The following is an 18,283-nucleotide window of genomic DNA, read 5'->3' as shown; positions in this document are numbered from 1 at the left end:
AGATGAAGCATATAAGATTTATAATAGGACTACTGTTTTTTAATATGCTATTGGCCTGTACGGATAGTAGTTACTTAAATTCTGTTCCTTCTGAATCAAAAGCTTTAATAGCTATCAATCCTGCCAAGATGAGTGGCGTTGATAATATCGTTGTTTTAAAGTCGCTTCTTCATTTGAAGAAGTTGGATAAGACCGGTATTGATCTTTCTCATCGTATCTTTTTGTTTGAATCCCCTGATGGAAATCTTGGAGCATGCGTGAAGATAGGGGATGCCAGCGATTTCTCAAAAACGTTGGAAACATTGAATAAACAAGGTATTTGCAGTGAAGTATCATCTTTCAGAGACTATAACTTTGCCGTACTAAAAGATTCTTGGCTCGTAGGATATTCCGATAAATCACTTCTGATAATGGGACCTGTAACAGTAGCTGGCCAAAGTCAGTTACGTCAGCAGATGGTTAAATATTTGAGTCAAGATGAAGATGAAGGCATCTTGAGCAGCCGTATTTATGAAAAACTGGATTCCCTAGACGCTCCGATGGGAATGGTTGCTCAGGCCGACGTTCTACCGGAACAATTAGTAGCCCCCTTGACTATTGGTATTCCAAAAGGTACTGACGCCTCGCGAGTCTATATCTGCGCAAACATAGAGAAACGTGGTGATTGCCTGTTCTTTGACGGTATGCCCTTTTCATTTAATCGTAAAGTCAACGAATCATTGCAAAACGCCTTGTCTGTCTATCGCCCAATCAAGGGAGTATACTCTAACATAATGCAGTCGGAAGATGCTGTTGGTATCTTTATGAATGTAGATGGGGAAGCTTATCTGCCGATTTTGCAGAATAATAAAGGATTTCAAGTACTGCTGTCCGGTATAAATTCTGCTATAGACATGAATAACATATTGAAAAGTGTTGACGGCGAGATGGCCTTGATAGGGACTACTGAGGGGAAGGGGCAAGGCATATCGCTCGTTGCTCAATTGGCTCATACGAACTGGCTGGCGGATGTTGACTATTGGAAGCAGTCGTGTCCTACAGGCGGTAAAATTGTTGATTGGCAGAGAAATGCCTTCCACTTCACAGATGGAAAGACTGATTTCTACTTTGGAGTGACATCTAAGAAACAATTCTATAGTGGTAATACACCACAGAAGGCCTTGTCTGTTGTCAACAACCAAGTCGATGCAACAACACAGGATCTAAATGATTTGTTTACTGGTCAACGATTTGTGATGAAGGTTAATCTTCAGCACATTGGTGCAGAGAAAGGAAATATGGTTGGAGACTTTGTTAATCCTGTTTTTGGACAAATCAGTCAACTTGTTTATAGAATCAAATAACTGATGGAAAGAATAAAGTTCAGTCATGTTCTGCCACAAGTATTCTCTAATAGAGATGACGTTAGTTCCGAAATTTGGCAACAAGATTTAGAGTTTCAAAAAGGCCATTTATATCTTTTGGAGTCTGAGAGCGGTAAGGGAAAGAGTACATTCTGTAGCTATATAATGGGATATCGACATGATTATTCCGGTGATATTTGTTTTGATGAACAGCAAGTCCGTGAATTTGGAATAGGAGAGTGGGTCGAACAAAGGAGGCGTCATATCAGTCATTTATTTCAGGAGCTAAGATTGTTTCCGGAACTTACGGCCTATGAAAATGTAGCAATCAAAAATCAGATGACTGCTTTCAAGACGGATGTTGAAATTCGGGAATGTTTTGACCGTCTTGGTATAGCAGACAAGATGAATACAAAGATTGGCCTCATGTCTTTCGGCCAACAACAGCGTGTAGCTTTCATCCGCTCTTTAGTCCAACCTTTTGACTTCTTATTGGCAGACGAACCCATAAGTCATCTTGATGACAACAATGCGGCAATCATGGCAGACATGATGCAGGAAGAAGCTAAAAAACAGGGTGCAGGCATTATCATTACGAGTATTGGTAAGCACATGAATATGAATTACGAAAGGGTTTTGAAATTATGACACTGGTTTGGAAGTTATTAAGACAGCATATAAGCATTCCTCAATTAGCGGGTTTTTTTCTTGCAAACTTATTTGGAATGGCTATTGTCTTGCTCGGATTTCAATTTTATCATGATGTCGCTTCGGCTCTGACGGCAGAAGATTCCTTCATGCGGTCGGGCTTTCTGGTTATCAACAAGAAGATTGGTACGGGTAGCACGCTCAGCACACAAGCTAATCATTTCAGTGATGCAGAAATCGACGACATAGAGAGTCAGGATTTCATTACAGCCTTGGGGACATTTACAAGTGCTGCATACAAGGCCGATGCCAATATGTCTGTCAATGGAACGAGTGTCTTGAACAATGGAGAAATATCTTTCGAGAGTATTCCCAATCAGTTTGTTAAAGTATCATTAAAAGCTTGGAAATACACCCCTGGAAGTAAGGAAATTCCCATCATCTTGCCGAAGATTTATCTGACAATGTATAATTTCGGATTTGCACAGATTCATTCGCTACCTAAAATCAGTGAAGGATTAGTGGGACTAGTCGATTTCTACATCCATATACATGTTAATGGATATACCGACACCTACAGGGGCAAAGTAATAGGATTCTCTAATCGGTTGTCGTCGATATTGGTTCCACAGGCTTTTATGGATTGGAGTAATCAACGGTATGCACCTCACCAATCGGTAGCTCCTACACGCTTAATATTGACAGTAAAGAATCCTTCTGACGGCCATTTCACCAAATATCTTGATAAGAAGGGATATGAGCAGGAAAATGACAAACAAGATGCAGAGAAGACAACCTACTTTTTACGATTGCTAGTGACAATAGTTATCGTTATCGGTCTTGTCATCAGTGCTTTGAGTTTCTATATCCTGATGTTGAGCATCTACCTTCTTTTACAGAAAAATTCAGAGAAATTGGAAAACCTATTGTTAATAGGTTATACTCCCAGACAGGTGGCATGGCCATATAGAAAGCTGACGTTGGTATTGAATTTCGGTGTATTGCTGATTGCTTTCGTTATTCTGTTTGCTGTGCGCTGTTACTATATGAGTATTGTGGAATCACTGTTCCCCAATCTGGATGATAGGGGAGTGTGGCCCACATTGCTTGTTGGTTTTGTATTGTTCATCCTTGTATCGACATTCAACCATATAGCGATAGGCAGGAAGGTGATACATATTTGGAAATATAGAAATTGATAATGATTTACTGCCAAGGCTTAACAGCGACGCTGCAAGGCCTTGGCAGTTTTATTGAATGACCCTTGCAGCAACACTGCCAAGCCGTTGCAGTTTATTGAGTGTTTTTATTGGCTTCTCTCTTCTGCTTCTTTTTCCCACGGGAACGGAAAAGGTCGCGCCAATTATTGAAATCTTTTTTCAGGATAATGCCTACGCCTTGCGTGTTTAGGGTGTTCTTGATGAAATAGCGATCATTGGTTTGATTATACACGCGGATAGCAAAATTGCCATTCGGGAATATCAGATAACGAAGGTCGAAGTCGCCGATAAAACTGGATGTTGCCGTACTTGCATTATCACGATAGCCTACCTGGCCATTAAAGAGTAGACGATTGTTGAGCAGCTGTCCACTAAAGAGACCCTCGTATTCTGCGTTGTTCAGGCCTTCGTCACCGGTAGAAATATTTGCTCCAAAATTCCAATTAGAACTATTGACCACATTTTTCAAAACATTGTTCAGCTGCTGACTCAATGTCCCACTTAGCAGACTTTGCATGGCCAAACTCGTTTGACTATGCTGTTCTGCTAATTCCGAGCTAGCATTGTTGGAACCTTGGGTATAGAAACGACCTACAGCCAACAGATATAATACTTGCTGTTTCATTTCTTCTTCCCCATTGATGATGCTGAACACCATCTGCTTGACATCGGAACTCACAGTAGGCAGGTCCAATGTGAAATCGACCTTTGGAGAACTGGGAGTACCACTGATATTCATGAGACAGTTGACACGGATGTTATTAGTAGAAAAACTACGGCCGATTTTCAAATCGCTCAGACTGACACCGACTACTGGATAGAGTGCATTGAGATTGAGACGTGCTGCATATGGGTCGCCACCAAAGCTGATTGTTCCCCCTTGTTGGAAGGTAAAATCTTTCTTTATGACGTTTTGGATAGTAAGTTTGTAGATACCATCCGATACGACATAATTACCAAACATATCAAATGAACCCTTATTATAATAAGTGGCGCTGATTCCGCCTGTTCCTTTTAAATCAATATAGTCACCGGTTTGTTGGTCCATGATGAGCCTGATGGTAGCATCGGGTGTCATATTGATGAGAAACTTTATACGTATATCGGTTGGTATATCCGGTGTGTTATTCTCGTTTTCTTGTATATCAGCGGTCCGTGTTGCGAGTAGCCGGAGTGTATCTGACATCATCGAGTCCCTGTCGGACCAGTTGATGAATTCTTGAGAGGATATAGCTGCCGGACTGGCGACATTGTACACGATTTGGCTTCCTTTCTCTGGAGTGGCATTGACATCTATCACCACTTCTCCGCTCCGCCCGGTAATGGAACAAGTACCTGTAGTATAGGCTGTCCCATAGAATGTATTTCCTCCAAATTCGTGGGTATCGTAAGCCAACAGATTGCGTGCATCTACATTAATATTATAGGTGAGATTGGTCAAATGCTCATGATTGATAGTGCCATGAACAATACCGATATTCCCATTCCTATCGTAAATGGTGTCACGCTTCAAGATGATATGGTCTGGAATTAATGTGACTGTATCTCTCTTGAGTGTGTAGTCTGTATTGAGACTTATGAGATGTACATTGCCGGAAGCAACCAGTTGTCCTGTAAGGTTGATATTGTTCAATGGCCCAACCAACCTTACTTTTCCGTCTGCTGTTGCAGTTATGTTGTTCATAAATGTACCACAGAAGCTTTCCAAGAATTCCAGTCTGGTCTGATTGGCAATGATGCCAAGGTCTATGTAATTCTTCTTGGGAGATACGTATCCATTGATGTCTGTCCGCTTATCTGCTTCATCAAGTGCTTGGGCATTGATATTTATCTGGCCTTCCTGGTGATGATAGTTTACGTGGGCAAACAGTGTTCCCATGCGTCCATTCTCAAATCGGAAATCATTGACACGTAAATCGGCATGGGCTTTGGGAGTTTCGAAGACGGAGGCCACGTAGGCTGTACCTGTTGCCAGACCGCTGAATTCGACAGCATGGAAATTGACGAGATTCAGAATATAGCTGATATTGACATCCTGTAAATCTACCATCAATGAATCGTCGGAACTTTTGGTAGCCATACCTGATATGATGACATGCTGCTTGTTATGTGATATTTCGAAATGATCGACTGTTAGATGATTCTTACTATAGATAATGTCACTGGGTTGGACATACCAAGTTGTATCACCGACAAGAATACTCGACGGGTGTATATTGACATGGGCAGAGGAAACTCCGCTTTCAGTCCTAAAAAAGTCGGTCTCTGTAGATAGCTGCCCCTTAAAAGGCTTCTTTCTGTTATTATCCCATGAGAGTGTAGCACCAAGCTTGTTGTCGGCAGCATGAGATTGCAGATACCAATAGAATCCATTCCCCTTGTCGTCTATCATTTTAAGTTTTGCGGCGGCTTTTAGTGTGTCACCAGGTGTAGTGACTTCTAGCAACGCATCTTCATACTGCTTGTCTGCATATATGAAATCAGGAATGTGGCAAGTGAGGTTAACTTTCTTGTCTACATCGTTAATAGCTCCCCTCAGAGATATTGTATCTTTCAGCTCAAGAGGAATGTTGAAAAGTGTCTTCAGCCATTCACTGTTGTAGAGAGAGGTATTAACCGTGAAGTTATTGTATTTGCTATTTGTAACTTTAGGAAGGCCTGGAAGAGTAGGGAGCTTGCTGCCTATTTGGTTGGTTAAACTTTGATAAAGGGTCGTATAATCAAAGTTCCCCTGAATGGCAAGTGTTCCAAAGTCACTAGTCAAATCCATATAATGAACCTTACCCCGATAGCCAGTATTGACTCTGAGTTCGTTGAGCAAGAAATCGCCATTGGATTTTGATATATTCAAATCGGACAAGACGAGTTGCCCAATGGCTGTATTGAGCGATTTACCCACGATGTTGCTGGAGAGCTTACCGGTAATAAGGGCTTGCGACCAAGGAGACGGCAAATGCATGGCCGTTAGATTCAAGTCGGTGGTATGAGCTTCTAATCGAGCAGTCAACACTTGCTTCACCTTGCTGAGGTTACCACGCAAACTGACTTGTCCATTCGGATCGTCTATATTCAACAGTCCATTAAATTGCATGTTGTCATGTGCTTGTACGAATCGTCCGTCAATATGAATATTGTGGAATGAATACTGATTGTAATCAAGCCGAGAGACAGAGCCTTTGGCTATCATCAATAAAGGTGAACCTCCCTTTGTCGGTAGTTTACCATCTATATTAATTTCAGATGCTAATATTCCTAACTTATTATTATTAAGTATATTACCTATATTTATTCCAGTAGTTTCTAATCGGCCTGAGAAATTATCGCGATGTTTCCCTAAAGCGACATTTGCATTGCCTTGCCCAGTCTTCAATATACCTTTCAGCGCTAAATCTTGTCCGTAACCACCTAAAGAGCCTTGGAATAGGATATTACCTAGCCTTGTTATTTCTGATGGAACATTGAACTTTGTACCAAGAATTTCTGCAATCATCTTGATTCCATTTGCTGACACTTGCAACTGTTGTACGGTAGCAACCCATTTCGGTTTAGACTGCCAATTACTGAGCGAGCCATTAGTATTTAAGATAAAATCTTTCCCTGTAATGCCAATGTCTTTTACTCTAATAAATGTACTGGTTCCGGAGAAAGACATATGGAGTGTAATAGGATTATTCTCTTTCTTGAATGATTTATATAAAAAAGCTAAATCACAAGGAGTTACAATAGATTTTTCAACACTCCCAGAGAACTGAAGTGAGGGCAGCTCAATGCCACGTTCTCCCCGTCTAAAACAGGCTCGACATTCTCCTAAATTGATAGAAGATTGGGGTAATAGTAGATGGAAGTTTGAGAGTGTAGCCTCGCGCTGATTTGCGGTAAAATTAAAAGTCAGGTTTTTGACATTTAATCCTGATTTTTCAGTGAAAGATAATTTCTTGCATTTGGCCTCTGCAAAATCTTTAGTGAGTTGGTTTAGGATAAGATGTGCGCTGATATTTTGCAATGCAAGATGATGAGGATTTAATATGCCAGGAGTGGCAGGCGCATTCCGTAAGTCGTAAGAAAGTTCTCCATGCCTGATAATAATGGAGTGTATTGACAAGTCTAGCTTTGAATGTTGAGTTGTATCTTTCGATGCTAATGAGTCTATGACAAATTGATAATTAGGCTTTGAGCTTGCCGTTTGCTTGTATGTAATAACCGAAGTTCCAAATAATTGTGCAGCAGAGATAGAGAGTTTACCATGAAATAGGGGCAATATATCAAACTTTGCAGACAGACGGGTTGCCGATAACATAGGCTCACCTCCCTGATCTTGAATGGCAATGCCGTCAATAATAATACGATTAAATACACCAAGATTCACTCGCTGAATCTCCACTCTAGTTCCTAATTTCTTGCCGATGGCAGCACTGAGTTTAGAACCTAGAAAGGACTGTGTTGCTGGTATATGCAGCAACACAACCATACAGAAGTATATACCGACTATTGTCCAGATACTCCCGTTAATAATATATTTGAATTTACCTTTTATTCGCTTTCTGTGAATTAATGACGCAAATTTAGTCGTTTTTTGTGTTACATAGAAATAAAAGCTGTCTTTTCTTTCTTTAAGTATTCGTTTTTTAGTATATTTGCACTTGTGTTTATTTTTGTGAATATACAAAAACAATATTTATCAGTTTAAATATAATTATGGCAAATGTAATTAAGTTACGTAAGGGCTTAGACATTAACCTACAGGGCAAGGCCAAGACTGCAAAAAGAAGTCTGGGAATGAGTGACGTGTATGCACTCGTTCCAGATGATTTTACAGGCTTACAGCCGAAAGTTGTCGTCAAAGAAGGTGACCATGTTAAGGCTGGAGAAGGACTGTTCGTTAGCAAGAACCATCCTTCAGTCAAGTTCGCCTCACCGGTAAGTGGCACAGTAGAGGCTATTGTGCGAGGTGATCGACGCAAGGTTCTGAGTGTGAATGTAAAGGCTGATATGGAGCAGCAATTTGTAGATTTCGGCGTGAAAGACGTCAATACTCTTGATGCAGAAGGTGTTAAACAATCTTTGTTGGAAGCCGGACTTCTCGGTTTCATAGACCAATTGCCGTATGCAGTGTCTACAACAGCAGAAGTATCACCCAAAGCTATCTTTGTGTCAGCTTTGCGAGATATGCCCTTAGCTGCCGATTTTGAGGTGGAACTTGAAGGTAATGAAGCTGCTTTTCAGGCCGGACTTACAGCTCTGTCGAAAATCCAGAAGACTTATTTAGGCATTGGAAGTCGGCAAAACTGTAAGGTATTAACCGATGCTAAAGATGTTGAAATTACAATCTTCGACGGTCCATGTCCTGCCGGTAATGTCGGCGTACAGGTAAACCATTTGGCACCGGTGAATAAAGGGGAAGTGGTTTGGACGATAGATCCCACAGTTGTTATTTTCATCGGACGTTTGTTTACAACTGGTAAAGTGGATTTGACACGTACAATTGCAGTTGCAGGAAGCGAAATTAATAATCCTGATTATGTCAACACTTTAGTAGGCACTCCACTCAGAGATATTTTAAAAGACAAACTGAAAGGTAGTGGTAATGTGCGTATCATCAATGGAAACCCTTTGACAGGGCATAAAGCACGATTAGAAGATTTCCTCGGGGCTCATGTTTCAGAAGTGACCGTTATCCCTGAAGGTGGCGATGCAGATGAGATGTTTGGATGGATATTGCCACGAACATCTCAATTCTCGGTAAATCGCAGCTACTTTTCTTGGTTGCAAGGGAAGAAGAAAGCGTATAACCTTGATGCCCGAATCAAAGGTGGGGAGCGCCACATGATTATGAGTGGGGAATATGATAAGGTATTGCCGATGGACATTATGGGCGAGTTCCTTATCAAAGCTATTATTGCAGGTGATATTGACAAGCAAGAACAGTTAGGTATTTACGAAGTAAGTCCGGAGGATTTTGCATTAGCAGAGTTTGTTGACAGTTCTAAATTGCCGCTACAACAGATAGTACGCAAGGGCTTGGATATCCTACGTAAAGAAAATGCCTAAGGTATAAAACATAGTTATTGTTATTATGAGTTTAAAAAAATACATAGATAGAATCAGACCAAACTTTGAGGAGGGAGGGAAGTTGCACGCATTTAAGAGCGTCTTCGAAGGTTTCGAGACTTTCCTTTATGTTCCAAACGAGACTTCAAAAAGCGGTGTGTCGATTCATGACTCTATTGATTCGAAACGAATCATGAGTATTGTGGTAATTTCTTTATTGCCTGCCTTACTTTTTGGAATGTACAATGTAGGCTACCAGAATTATCTGGCTGCCGGTACATTAGATACAGCTTCATTTACAGAAATATTTGTTTTTGGTCTGTTGGCCGTACTTCCTAAAGTGATTATCTCTTACGTTGTAGGACTGGGTATAGAGTTTGCATGGGCGCAATGGAAGGGAGAAGAGATACAAGAAGGTTATCTTGTAACCGGAATCTTGATACCACTGATTATCCCTGTGACTACTCCGATTTGGATTTTAGTCATTGCTATTGCTTTCTCTGTTATCTTTGCCAAAGAAATTTTTGGTGGTACGGGAATGAATATCTTTAATGTTGCACTTGTTACCCGTGCATTCCTGTTCTTCTCCTATCCTCAAACGATGAGTGGCGATGCTGTCTGGATTGCCAAAGATTCTATTTTCGGCTTAGGCAATACACTTCCTGATGGATTCACTGCTGCTACTCCTCTTGGTCAGTTGGGGCAGAATATCATCCCAACAGCAACTCTCAATGATATGATTGTTGGTTTTATTCCAGGCTCAATAGGCGAGACCTCTGTGATAGCAATTGCTATCGGTGCGGTAATCTTATTATGGACAGGTATCGCATCTTGGAAGACTATGTGTAGTGTATTCGTCGGTGGGGGTATCGTAGCAGCTTTGTTCAACTTGGGCGGTGCTACACTCATTCCTTGGTATGAACATCTTATCTTGGGTGGATTTGCCTTTGGAGCTGTCTTTATGGCTACAGATCCTGTAACAAGCGCTCGTACGGAGACCGGCAAATATATATATGGTTTCATTATTGGTGCGATGGCTGTTGTGATTCGTGTACTCAATCCCGGATATCCGGAAGGTATGATGCTTGCCATTTTATTGATGAACATGTTCGCACCAACAATAGATTATTGTGTCGTACAACGGAATATTGCGAAACGTGCCAAACGTGCAAGCAAATAATATTGCCACTACTGAAATTATAATTATTGAACAATGAAAACAAATTCAAATTCATATACGATTATCTATTCAATGGTAATTGTGGTGATTGTGGCCTTTCTTCTGGCATTTGTGTTTCAGGCATTGAAGCCTGCACAGGATGCTAATGTCGCTCTGGATAAGAAAAAGCAGCTACTTTCTGCACTTAACATTCGTGACATCGACGATGCTGAAGCTGTGAAGAAATATCAGGAAGTAGTATTGGCTGATGAGATTATTAATCCAGATGGCAAAGTTTTGTCACCAGGAGAACAAGGTGGGGAAAATGCTGGGTTTAAATTGAATAGTAAAGATACAAAGGAAGGTCGCCTTGCGCTATACATCTGCAAAGTCAACGGTGAAGAGAAATATATCATTCCTGTATACGGCATGGGACTTTGGGGACCTATCAGCGGATATATATCTTTGAATGCTGACAAGGAAACTATATTCGGAGCTTACTTCAATCATGAAAGTGAGACAGCTGGATTGGGTGCAGAAATCAAGGACAGCCGTGTATGGCAGAATCAATTCCAAGGCAAGAAAATATTTGGAAATAATGGGACATCTATTGCCATTGCAGTGAGTAAAAAGGTGGAGAATCCTCAGACTGAAGTCGATGCTATCACTGGTGCAACTCTAACTTCGAACGGAGTGACTGAGATGCTCCATACTTGTCTGGGACAATATCTTAAATTCTTAAAAGATAAATAATTATGGCATTATTCTCAAAACAAAATAAAGAGACATTTATCAACCCTCTGAATCTCGATAATCCCATCATGGTTCAAGTGCTGGGAATATGTAGTGCTCTTGCTGTAACAAGCCAATTGAAGCCTTCCATAGTCATGGGATTGGCTGTAACTGTCATTACAGCTTTCAGTAATGTGATTATCTCGCTTATTCGTAATACGATTCCAATGCGAATAAGAATTATTGTACAGTTAGTCGTGGTAGCTGCATTGGTAACTATTGTGAGCCAATTATTGAAAGCGGTTGCTTACGATGTGAGCGTTCAGCTTTCTGTATACGTGGGGTTGATTATTACCAACTGTATCTTGATGGGACGTCTTGAAGCATTTGCCATGACCAATAAGCCTTGGCCCAGTTTCTTGGATGGTTTGGGAAATGGTTTAGGTTATGCGCTGATACTGGTTGTGGTAGGTTTCTTCCGCGAACTCTTGGGACGTGGTTCTTTGCTAGGATTCCAATTGATACCTCAAGGTGTGTACGATGCAGGATATATTAATAATGGTATGATGACCATGCCTGCAATGGCATTGATTCTTGTCGGTTGCGTTATTTGGATACACCGTGCTTACTTTTATAAAGAGAAATAAAAAAGATGGAACATATTATTAGTCTTTTCTTCAGGTCCATATTTGTGGACAATATGATTTTTGCATTCTTCCTCGGAATGTGTTCATTCCTTGCCGTCAGTAAGAATGTAAAGACAAGTTTGGGATTGGGACTCGCCGTAACCTTCGTGTTGTTAGTTACAGTTCCGGTCGATTATCTGCTTCAAACAAAAGTTTTGGGTCCCGATTGTCTGATAGAGGGTGTTGATTTGTCTTATTTGAGCTTCATTCTCTTTATCGCAGTTATTGCAGGTATCACCCAGCTGGTTGAGATGACAGTCGAAAAGTTCAGTCCGTCTCTTTATTCAGCGTTAGGTATCTTCTTGCCTTTGATTGCTGTAAACTGTGCCATCATGGGTGCATCTCTTTTCATGCAACAACGCATCAATCTGGATCCAGCTAATACCCAGTTCATTGGCAGTGTCTGGGATAGCATAGCTTATGCTATAGGAAGTGGTATCGGATGGACTCTGTCTATCGTGAGTATGGGAGCTATCCGTGAGAAATTGCAGTACAGCGACGTACCAAAACCTCTACAGGGACTTGGCATTACATTTATTACAGTGGGACTTATGGCCATGGCCATGATGTGCTTCTCTGGTTTAAAAATATAATATAGGATATGGGACAGTTTATATTAATCAGTATATTCGTATTCCTGGCGATTATTATCTTACTGGTAGTCGTATTGCTTGTGGCAAAGAAATATCTTAGCCCTAGTGGAAATGTGAATATTGTCATTAACGATGAGAAGACTCTCAATGTGGAGCAAGGCAGTTCGTTGCTCTCTACGCTTACCGAAAACGGTGTATATCTTTCTTCTGCCTGCGGTGGCAAAGGTAGTTGTGGACAGTGCCGTGTACGTGTTACAGAAGGTGGTGGGGAGATATTGGACTCTGAACGTCCTCACTTTAGTCGTAAGGAAGTGAAAGACCACTGGCGTCTTGGATGTCAATGTAAGGTCAAAGGAGATTTGAAGATTAAAGTACCGGAGAGTATTCTTGGTGTAAAAGAATGGAAGTGTACTGTCATCAGTAATAAGAATGTCAGCTCGTTTATCAAGGAGTTCAAGGTAGCTTTGCCTCCCGGAGAGCACATGGACTTTATTCCTGGTTCTTATTCTCAAATCAAGATTCCTGCTTATGACGTCATCGACTATGACAAAGACTTTGACAAGAATGATATTGGTGAAGAATATCTTTCTGCTTGGAAGAATTTCAATATATTGTCATTGAAGGCTCACAATCCTGAAGATACGGTACGTGCATACTCCATGGCCAATTATCCTGATGAGGGAGATATCATCACTTTGACAGTGCGTATTGCAAGTACGCCATTCCTTCCACGTCCTCAGGTAGGCTTCCAGGATGTACCGACGGGTATCGCATCCAGTTATATCTTCTCCCTGAAGCCCGGCGATAAGGTTACCATGAGTGGACCTTATGGAGACTTCCATCCGATTCTAGACTCTGGCAAAGAGATGATTTGGGTTGGTGGCGGTGCCGGAATGGCTCCTCTGCGTTCGCAGATTATGTATATGTTGAAGACTCTTCACACACGTGATCGCGAGATGCACTACTTCTATGGCGCACGTTCTCTGAGCGAAGCCTTCTTCCTTGAAGATTTCCACGAATTGGAAAAAGAGTATCCAAACTTCCATTTCCATCTGGCGCTAGACCGTCCTGATCCCAAGGCAGATGAAGCAGGAGTGGCTTATACAGCAGGTTTTGTACACCAAGTGATGTATAACACCTATCTGAAAGACCATGAAGCTCCCGAAGATATAGAGTACTATATGTGTGGTCCAGGCCCGATGAGCAAGGCCGTACAGGACATGCTAGACAGTATTGGTGTAGAACCGGAATCTATCATGTTCGATAATTTCGGTTAATAAGAATAACCTTTGAACGATAATAGGGCGTCTTTGCTATTTGCAAGGACGCCTTTTTTACTTTTTCTTATCTTCCTTACAAATCTTCTTGATAGCATCTTCAAATCCTTTCAAAGCTGCAAATGGTGCAAATTGGGCTGCCCGGTTATACATCGACATCTGGGCATGCCGCTTCGATACGTGATGTGGAAGATTGATGATGTCTTCATAATTTTCTGTCATGCCTTGTGTCCTCCTATTTGTAAATTCCGTTCCATCCCCGTAGCCCCTTCTTCAAAATTCAGTCCTTTCAGAATCGCATTTTTCCCATATCGCTGTTTGATGGCCAAACGTGCATTTTGAATTTTCCGTTCCTTGTTCAGAATTTCTTCTTCGCGTTTTTTCTGCTCCCACATTTCTCCATAGTCTGTGAATAAATCTAATTCCAAGATGTGTAGATTTCTATCTCTCATATCTTCATTTACTACATGACTTGTCGTTATATTGATGCGGTGAATCAGCAAATGAGGATTTACAATTTTATGATATAAATTGACAATGGCTTTAGTGATGATAGCAGCTGACGAAGTCTTTTGTTTCAAATTCGTCGTTCCATGTGCATGTTTGGGTACAAGTCTGCCATAATAATCCCTGCGGACCTCTCCCTGATATTTCACCCGCACATCGGCATTGGCCAGACTTTCCACATCATAGCCTACGGTCAGTATCAGTTGGTCTGTCACCATGTGCTTGTCAACGAGGTCCAACGCTATGCTATCTGCCATCTCCTTAACCACGACTTCTGCCTTTTCAAAGCTATAGGCACAGTTGAGAACCTGTCCACAACTGAATGAGTTAGTCTCTGGTTTATAGGCTTTCACCAAATCCATCGTACAAGGTTCCCATCCCCAGGCATGGTCGATGAGCAATTCTGCATTGACTCCGAACAGCCGGTACAGCAGTTCTTCATTAGCGATAGATGTCCGTGCTATTTTCCCCATGGTATCGATGCCATAGGGAGCTAGTCTGGCAGCTATACCGTGGCCCACCCTCCAAAATTTAGTCAGGGGCTTGTAGTTCCATAGTAATCTCCGATAGCTCATCTCATCTAGTTCGGCTATGCGCACTCCATCTCGATCAGCCTCTTGATGCTTTGCCACGATGTCCATAGCTATCTTGGCCAGATAGAGATTTGTCCCGACACCCGCAGTAGCAGTTATTCCGGTAGTTTTCAGCACATCACGTATCATTTTCATGGCCAACTCGTGTGCTGTCATCTTATAGCTCCACAAATAACTGGTCACATCAATGAAAACCTCATCAATACTATACACATGAATATCTTCCGGTGCTACATATTTCAGATAAGTTTGATACACCTTTGTACTCACCTCTATATAGTGTGCCATACGCGGCGTCGCAACAATATAATCCACTTCCCAATCCGGGTGTATGGCCAAGTCAGTAGCATGACACGATTTACCGGTCAGTTTCCAGTTATTATTCTGCTTCCGTTCATAGTTGATTTCGTGTATCTTCTGAACGACTTCAAACAGTCTTGGCCGTCCTCCTATGCCGTATGCTTTCAGTGCTGGCGACACCGCCAGACAAATGGTCTTATCTGTCCTGCTCTTGTCGGCCACCACAAGATTGGTAGTCAGTGGATCTAGTCCTCTGTCTACACATTCCACAGAAGCATAAAAAGACTTCATGTCTATGGCAAGATACGCATATTGCTTTTTAGAATTCATATTTCAAGACTCTGTCAACTGTCATCAGTCAGATATATGGTGCTGCATGTGATGACGGCTCATTCTCCTTACAAAAATACAAAAGTATCAAAAGAAAAGAGTCTGTTCCCTCTCTTTTTTAGCGAAAGTTTTTGGAGCGAAAAGACTTTTACCAATTCATTTTACTGCAAAGCCTTAGCAGTAAGACTGCCAAGCCCAAACAGCATTGCTGACTCGGCCTTGCAGCATCGCTGCTAAGGCCTTGCAGAAAATTAATAGCTAAAAGTTTAGAGGGGTGTAGAGACGCGACATGCTGCATCTGTAGGAAAAGCTAGTTTTGTGTAGGGGCGGATTCAATTCACCCCTACAATCTCCTAAACTTTTACCTAACGACCTATCAGCTCTCAATTATCAATATCTTTATGAATTGAATTCATTCGGGTTTATTTTGTTTCTCGATAAAAAGAGGTAACTTTGCAAACAGATATTGGTTCGGCCTGATTTCTATCTGGCTGATTAAAAGGGAATCGGGTGTAAATCCCGGACAGTGCCCGCTGCTGTAATCTCCTTGTGTTATCTGCCGCAGAAAGCCACTGGCGCACATAGATGTGCAACGGGAAGGTGCAGATAATGGAGAGAGTCAGAAGACCTACCGATTCTAATTTCCGTATTGTATATGGTTTCCGGGTTATGAAGCTATTACAGTTGATTAAATAATCGCATTGATGGTGATGAAAGGCTTAGCCTGTTGGATAGTTATGTTGACTGTACCCATGTCTCTATGGGCACAGCAGAATGTTGCAGATTCTGTCAATCTGGAAGGAGTAAACGTCATTGCTAAAACCAAGCGACATCAGATGAAAGAAAGCGGTTTCCATGTAAATATAGTAGATGTACGCAATCTTTCCAACATAGCAACTAATCTAGCCGACCTCATCAATCAGACAACCGGTGTACGGGTGAGGCGTGAAGGAGGATTAGGCTCGGATTATGAACTGTCCTTAAACGGACTTTCAGGAAAGTCGGTAAGATACTTTCTGGATGGTGTTCCCTTGGATTTAAAAGGACGCAATGCCTCACTTGACAATATACCTGTCAATCTCATCGACTATATAGAGATATACAAAGGTGTAGTCCCTACGTATTTGGGTGGGGACGCCTTGGGAGGAGCTATCAATCTGGTGTCTAACCCCATGCGTAAAAACTATCTGGATGTGTCGATAACAGCAGGCTCGTACCATACGGCACTTGTCGACTTGAACGGCCAGTGGATGCTGCCACAATCTGGAATACTGATACGTCCTTCTTTTGGTATTGCCTATTCTAAGAATGACTATCGGATGCGAGGCGTAGAATTATGGGACGAGAAATCCGATACCTATGTGGAGACTGATGTCAAGCGGTTTCACGATGACTATTTCTTCGCATTGGGACAGATGGAAGTCGGAGTTCAAAACAAGCAGTGGACTGATGCTTTCTTTATCTCTGCATCATATCAAAAGAAAGAAAAAGAATTGCAGACCGGGCAAATACAGAGTGTTGTATATGGACAGGCAGAACGTCGTCAGCATGCTTGGAATGTATCGATGACTTACGATAAACATCATTTCCTGTTGAACGGATTGCGCTTGAAAGCCCTTGTATCGCAAACTTGGGATAGAGCAGTGACGGCAGACTCTACCTATCGTAAATATACATGGGACGGCAGATACGTCAATACCACTCGAAACGAGATTACGGGGCGTAGCAAGCAGTTACGTCATTATAGTCGCCCACTGACCACTATCAGAACCAATTTCGATTATACATTCAGTCATGCCCAGTCTTTCAATCTTAATTATCTGATGTATAGTACCGGTAACCGACGCTGGGACGAACTTGATACGGATTTTGAACCGTCAAGCGATAGGATTACAAAACATTTGATAGGATTATCCTATAATATATCCCAGAAAGATAGATGGCAAGGTTCTGTCTTTATAAAAGATTACGTGAATCAGGTGAGGATAGGGCAGACTGACCTTTCGTGGATAACCAACTCTACGAATACAGTCCGTAATACAACCAAGAATTATGTGGGATATGGACTGAGTACCCGGTATACTTTATCTCCGGAAATATCGTTAAAAGCTTCCTTTGAGCATGCAGCCAGACTTCCACTTGCCAATGAATTGTTAGGTAACGGTACGACTGTATATGCCAATCTGGCTTTAAAACCAGAAAACAGTAACAATGTAAATATTGGCTTATATGGGCAAGTTGTATTCAAAAAAGAGCATCGCCTGAACTATGAAGTCGGAGGATTTGCCCGTAGGGTGAAAGATTATATTCATGCAGTGCTATCAGAACAGGAGGGAATATTGCAATATAAGAATGTGAATCAGGTTATGGTGAAAGGCGTAGAGGGGGAAATAAACTATGCCTATGCCGATTGGATGCAGCTCAGGCTGAATGGAACATATCAGAATGCACGTGATATGAATCGCTGGATGAACGACGGGAAGGAATCTGTGACTTATAAAAACAGACTCCCCAACCGTCCATGGCTATATGGAAATGCAGAATTGGTGTTGCAGAAGCCTAATCTTTTCGGAAAGAATACACATGTGCGTTTCAGCTATTTGTATCAATATGTACATTGGTTTTATCTGACATGGGAAGGTTATGGTTCGCTAATGTCGAAAGCCCATATTCCTACACAGAACATACATTCGGCTACTCTTTCGTACTCATGGAGCAAGATGAAATATAATATAGCCGTGGAATGCAACAATGTGTTTGATGCAAAGGGGTATGATAATTATAAATTACAGAAACCCGGTAGGGAATGGATGTGTAAATTCAGAATATTTATCAATTAAAAATAGT

The 18,283-nt window shown here is 41.5% G+C and carries 13 protein-coding genes and 1 riboswitch; of the genes, 10 read left to right on the top strand and 3 right to left on the bottom strand.

The features are described 5' to 3' along the window. Positions 1-2 precede the first annotated feature (2 nt). From ACZ42L_RS03300 to ACZ42L_RS03290, 3 genes are read left to right on the top strand one after another with little or no spacing between them, the layout of a single operon-like run. Positions 3-1,343: a DUF4836 family protein gene (locus ACZ42L_RS03300; protein WP_464716603.1), complete on the top strand. Its 1,341-nt coding sequence runs from the start codon at positions 3-5 to the stop codon at positions 1,341-1,343. 3 nt (positions 1,344-1,346) lie between these two features. Beyond that, complete coding sequence (locus ACZ42L_RS03295; protein ID WP_464716602.1) at positions 1,347-1,991, top strand: ATP-binding cassette domain-containing protein; 645 nt, start codon at positions 1,347-1,349, stop codon at positions 1,989-1,991. Further along, positions 1,988-3,190, top strand: coding sequence for a cell division FtsX domain-containing protein (locus tag ACZ42L_RS03290; RefSeq protein WP_464716601.1), 1,203 nt, complete (start codon positions 1,988-1,990; stop codon positions 3,188-3,190). Before ACZ42L_RS03295 ends, ACZ42L_RS03290 begins: the two co-directional genes overlap by 4 nt. Positions 3,191-3,284: 94 nt before the next feature. Here the strand turns inward: ACZ42L_RS03290 and ACZ42L_RS03285 are convergent, their stop codons facing one another. After that, a complete protein-coding gene (locus ACZ42L_RS03285) occupies positions 3,285-7,679 on the bottom strand; it encodes a translocation/assembly module TamB domain-containing protein (protein WP_464716600.1) in 4,395 nt (1,464 codons plus the stop codon). Positions 7,680-7,906: 227 nt separating this feature from the next. On the opposite strand from ACZ42L_RS03285, the gene ACZ42L_RS03280 reads away from it, so the two are divergent. From ACZ42L_RS03280 to nqrF, 6 genes are read left to right on the top strand one after another with little or no spacing between them, the layout of a single operon-like run. Then, the gene (locus tag ACZ42L_RS03280) at positions 7,907-9,259 is read left to right on the top strand and encodes a Na(+)-translocating NADH-quinone reductase subunit A (protein ID WP_464700732.1); all 1,353 of its coding nucleotides are present in this window, start codon (positions 7,907-7,909) and stop codon (positions 9,257-9,259) included. A gap of 25 nt (positions 9,260-9,284) precedes the next feature. Beyond that, a complete protein-coding gene (locus ACZ42L_RS03275) occupies positions 9,285-10,439 on the top strand; it encodes an NADH:ubiquinone reductase (Na(+)-transporting) subunit B (RefSeq protein ID WP_464700730.1) in 1,155 nt (384 codons plus the stop codon). Positions 10,440-10,472: 33 nt separating this feature from the next. Beyond that, positions 10,473-11,171, top strand: coding sequence for an NADH:ubiquinone reductase (Na(+)-transporting) subunit C (nqrC, locus tag ACZ42L_RS03270; protein ID WP_464703537.1), 699 nt, complete (start codon positions 10,473-10,475; stop codon positions 11,169-11,171). A gap of 2 nt (positions 11,172-11,173) precedes the next feature. Further along, positions 11,174-11,797 carry an NADH:ubiquinone reductase (Na(+)-transporting) subunit D gene (locus tag ACZ42L_RS03265; protein ID WP_464700727.1) on the top strand — a complete coding sequence of 208 codons (624 nt, stop codon included), beginning with the start codon at positions 11,174-11,176 and terminating at the stop codon, positions 11,795-11,797. A gap of 5 nt (positions 11,798-11,802) precedes the next feature. Beyond that, on the top strand, positions 11,803-12,429 hold the full coding sequence (nqrE, locus tag ACZ42L_RS03260; protein ID WP_464700725.1) for an NADH:ubiquinone reductase (Na(+)-transporting) subunit E: 627 nt from the start codon (positions 11,803-11,805) through the stop codon (positions 12,427-12,429). An 8-nt stretch (positions 12,430-12,437) separates the two neighbouring features. Continuing rightward, entirely contained in the window at positions 12,438-13,706 is a 1,269-nt protein-coding gene (gene nqrF / locus ACZ42L_RS03255; protein WP_464706668.1) for an NADH:ubiquinone reductase (Na(+)-transporting) subunit F, read from the top strand. Between the two features lie 57 nt (positions 13,707-13,763). On the opposite strand, the gene ACZ42L_RS03250 is transcribed toward nqrF, so the two are convergent. Next, on the bottom strand, positions 13,764-13,928 hold the full coding sequence (locus tag ACZ42L_RS03250) for a hypothetical protein (RefSeq protein WP_464700721.1): 165 nt from the start codon (positions 13,926-13,928) through the stop codon (positions 13,764-13,766). Next, positions 13,925-15,436: a Y-family DNA polymerase gene (locus ACZ42L_RS03245; RefSeq protein WP_464716599.1), complete on the bottom strand. Its 1,512-nt coding sequence runs from the start codon at positions 15,434-15,436 to the stop codon at positions 13,925-13,927. The genes ACZ42L_RS03250 and ACZ42L_RS03245 overlap by 4 nt, the downstream gene beginning before the upstream one ends. Positions 15,437-15,886: 450 nt before the next feature. Further along, positions 15,887-16,086, top strand: a riboswitch (cobalamin riboswitch). Positions 16,087-16,140: 54 nt separating this feature from the next. On the opposite strand from ACZ42L_RS03245, the gene ACZ42L_RS03240 reads away from it, so the two are divergent. Next, a complete protein-coding gene (locus ACZ42L_RS03240; RefSeq protein ID WP_464716598.1) occupies positions 16,141-18,276 on the top strand; it encodes a TonB-dependent receptor domain-containing protein in 2,136 nt (711 codons plus the stop codon). The last annotated feature ends 7 nt before the right edge of the window (positions 18,277-18,283 follow it).

The organism is Prevotella mikamonis (assembly GCF_055381405.1).
The sequence above is the reverse complement of the archived record's forward strand: the minus strand, read 5'-3'. Positions and strand labels throughout refer to the sequence as shown.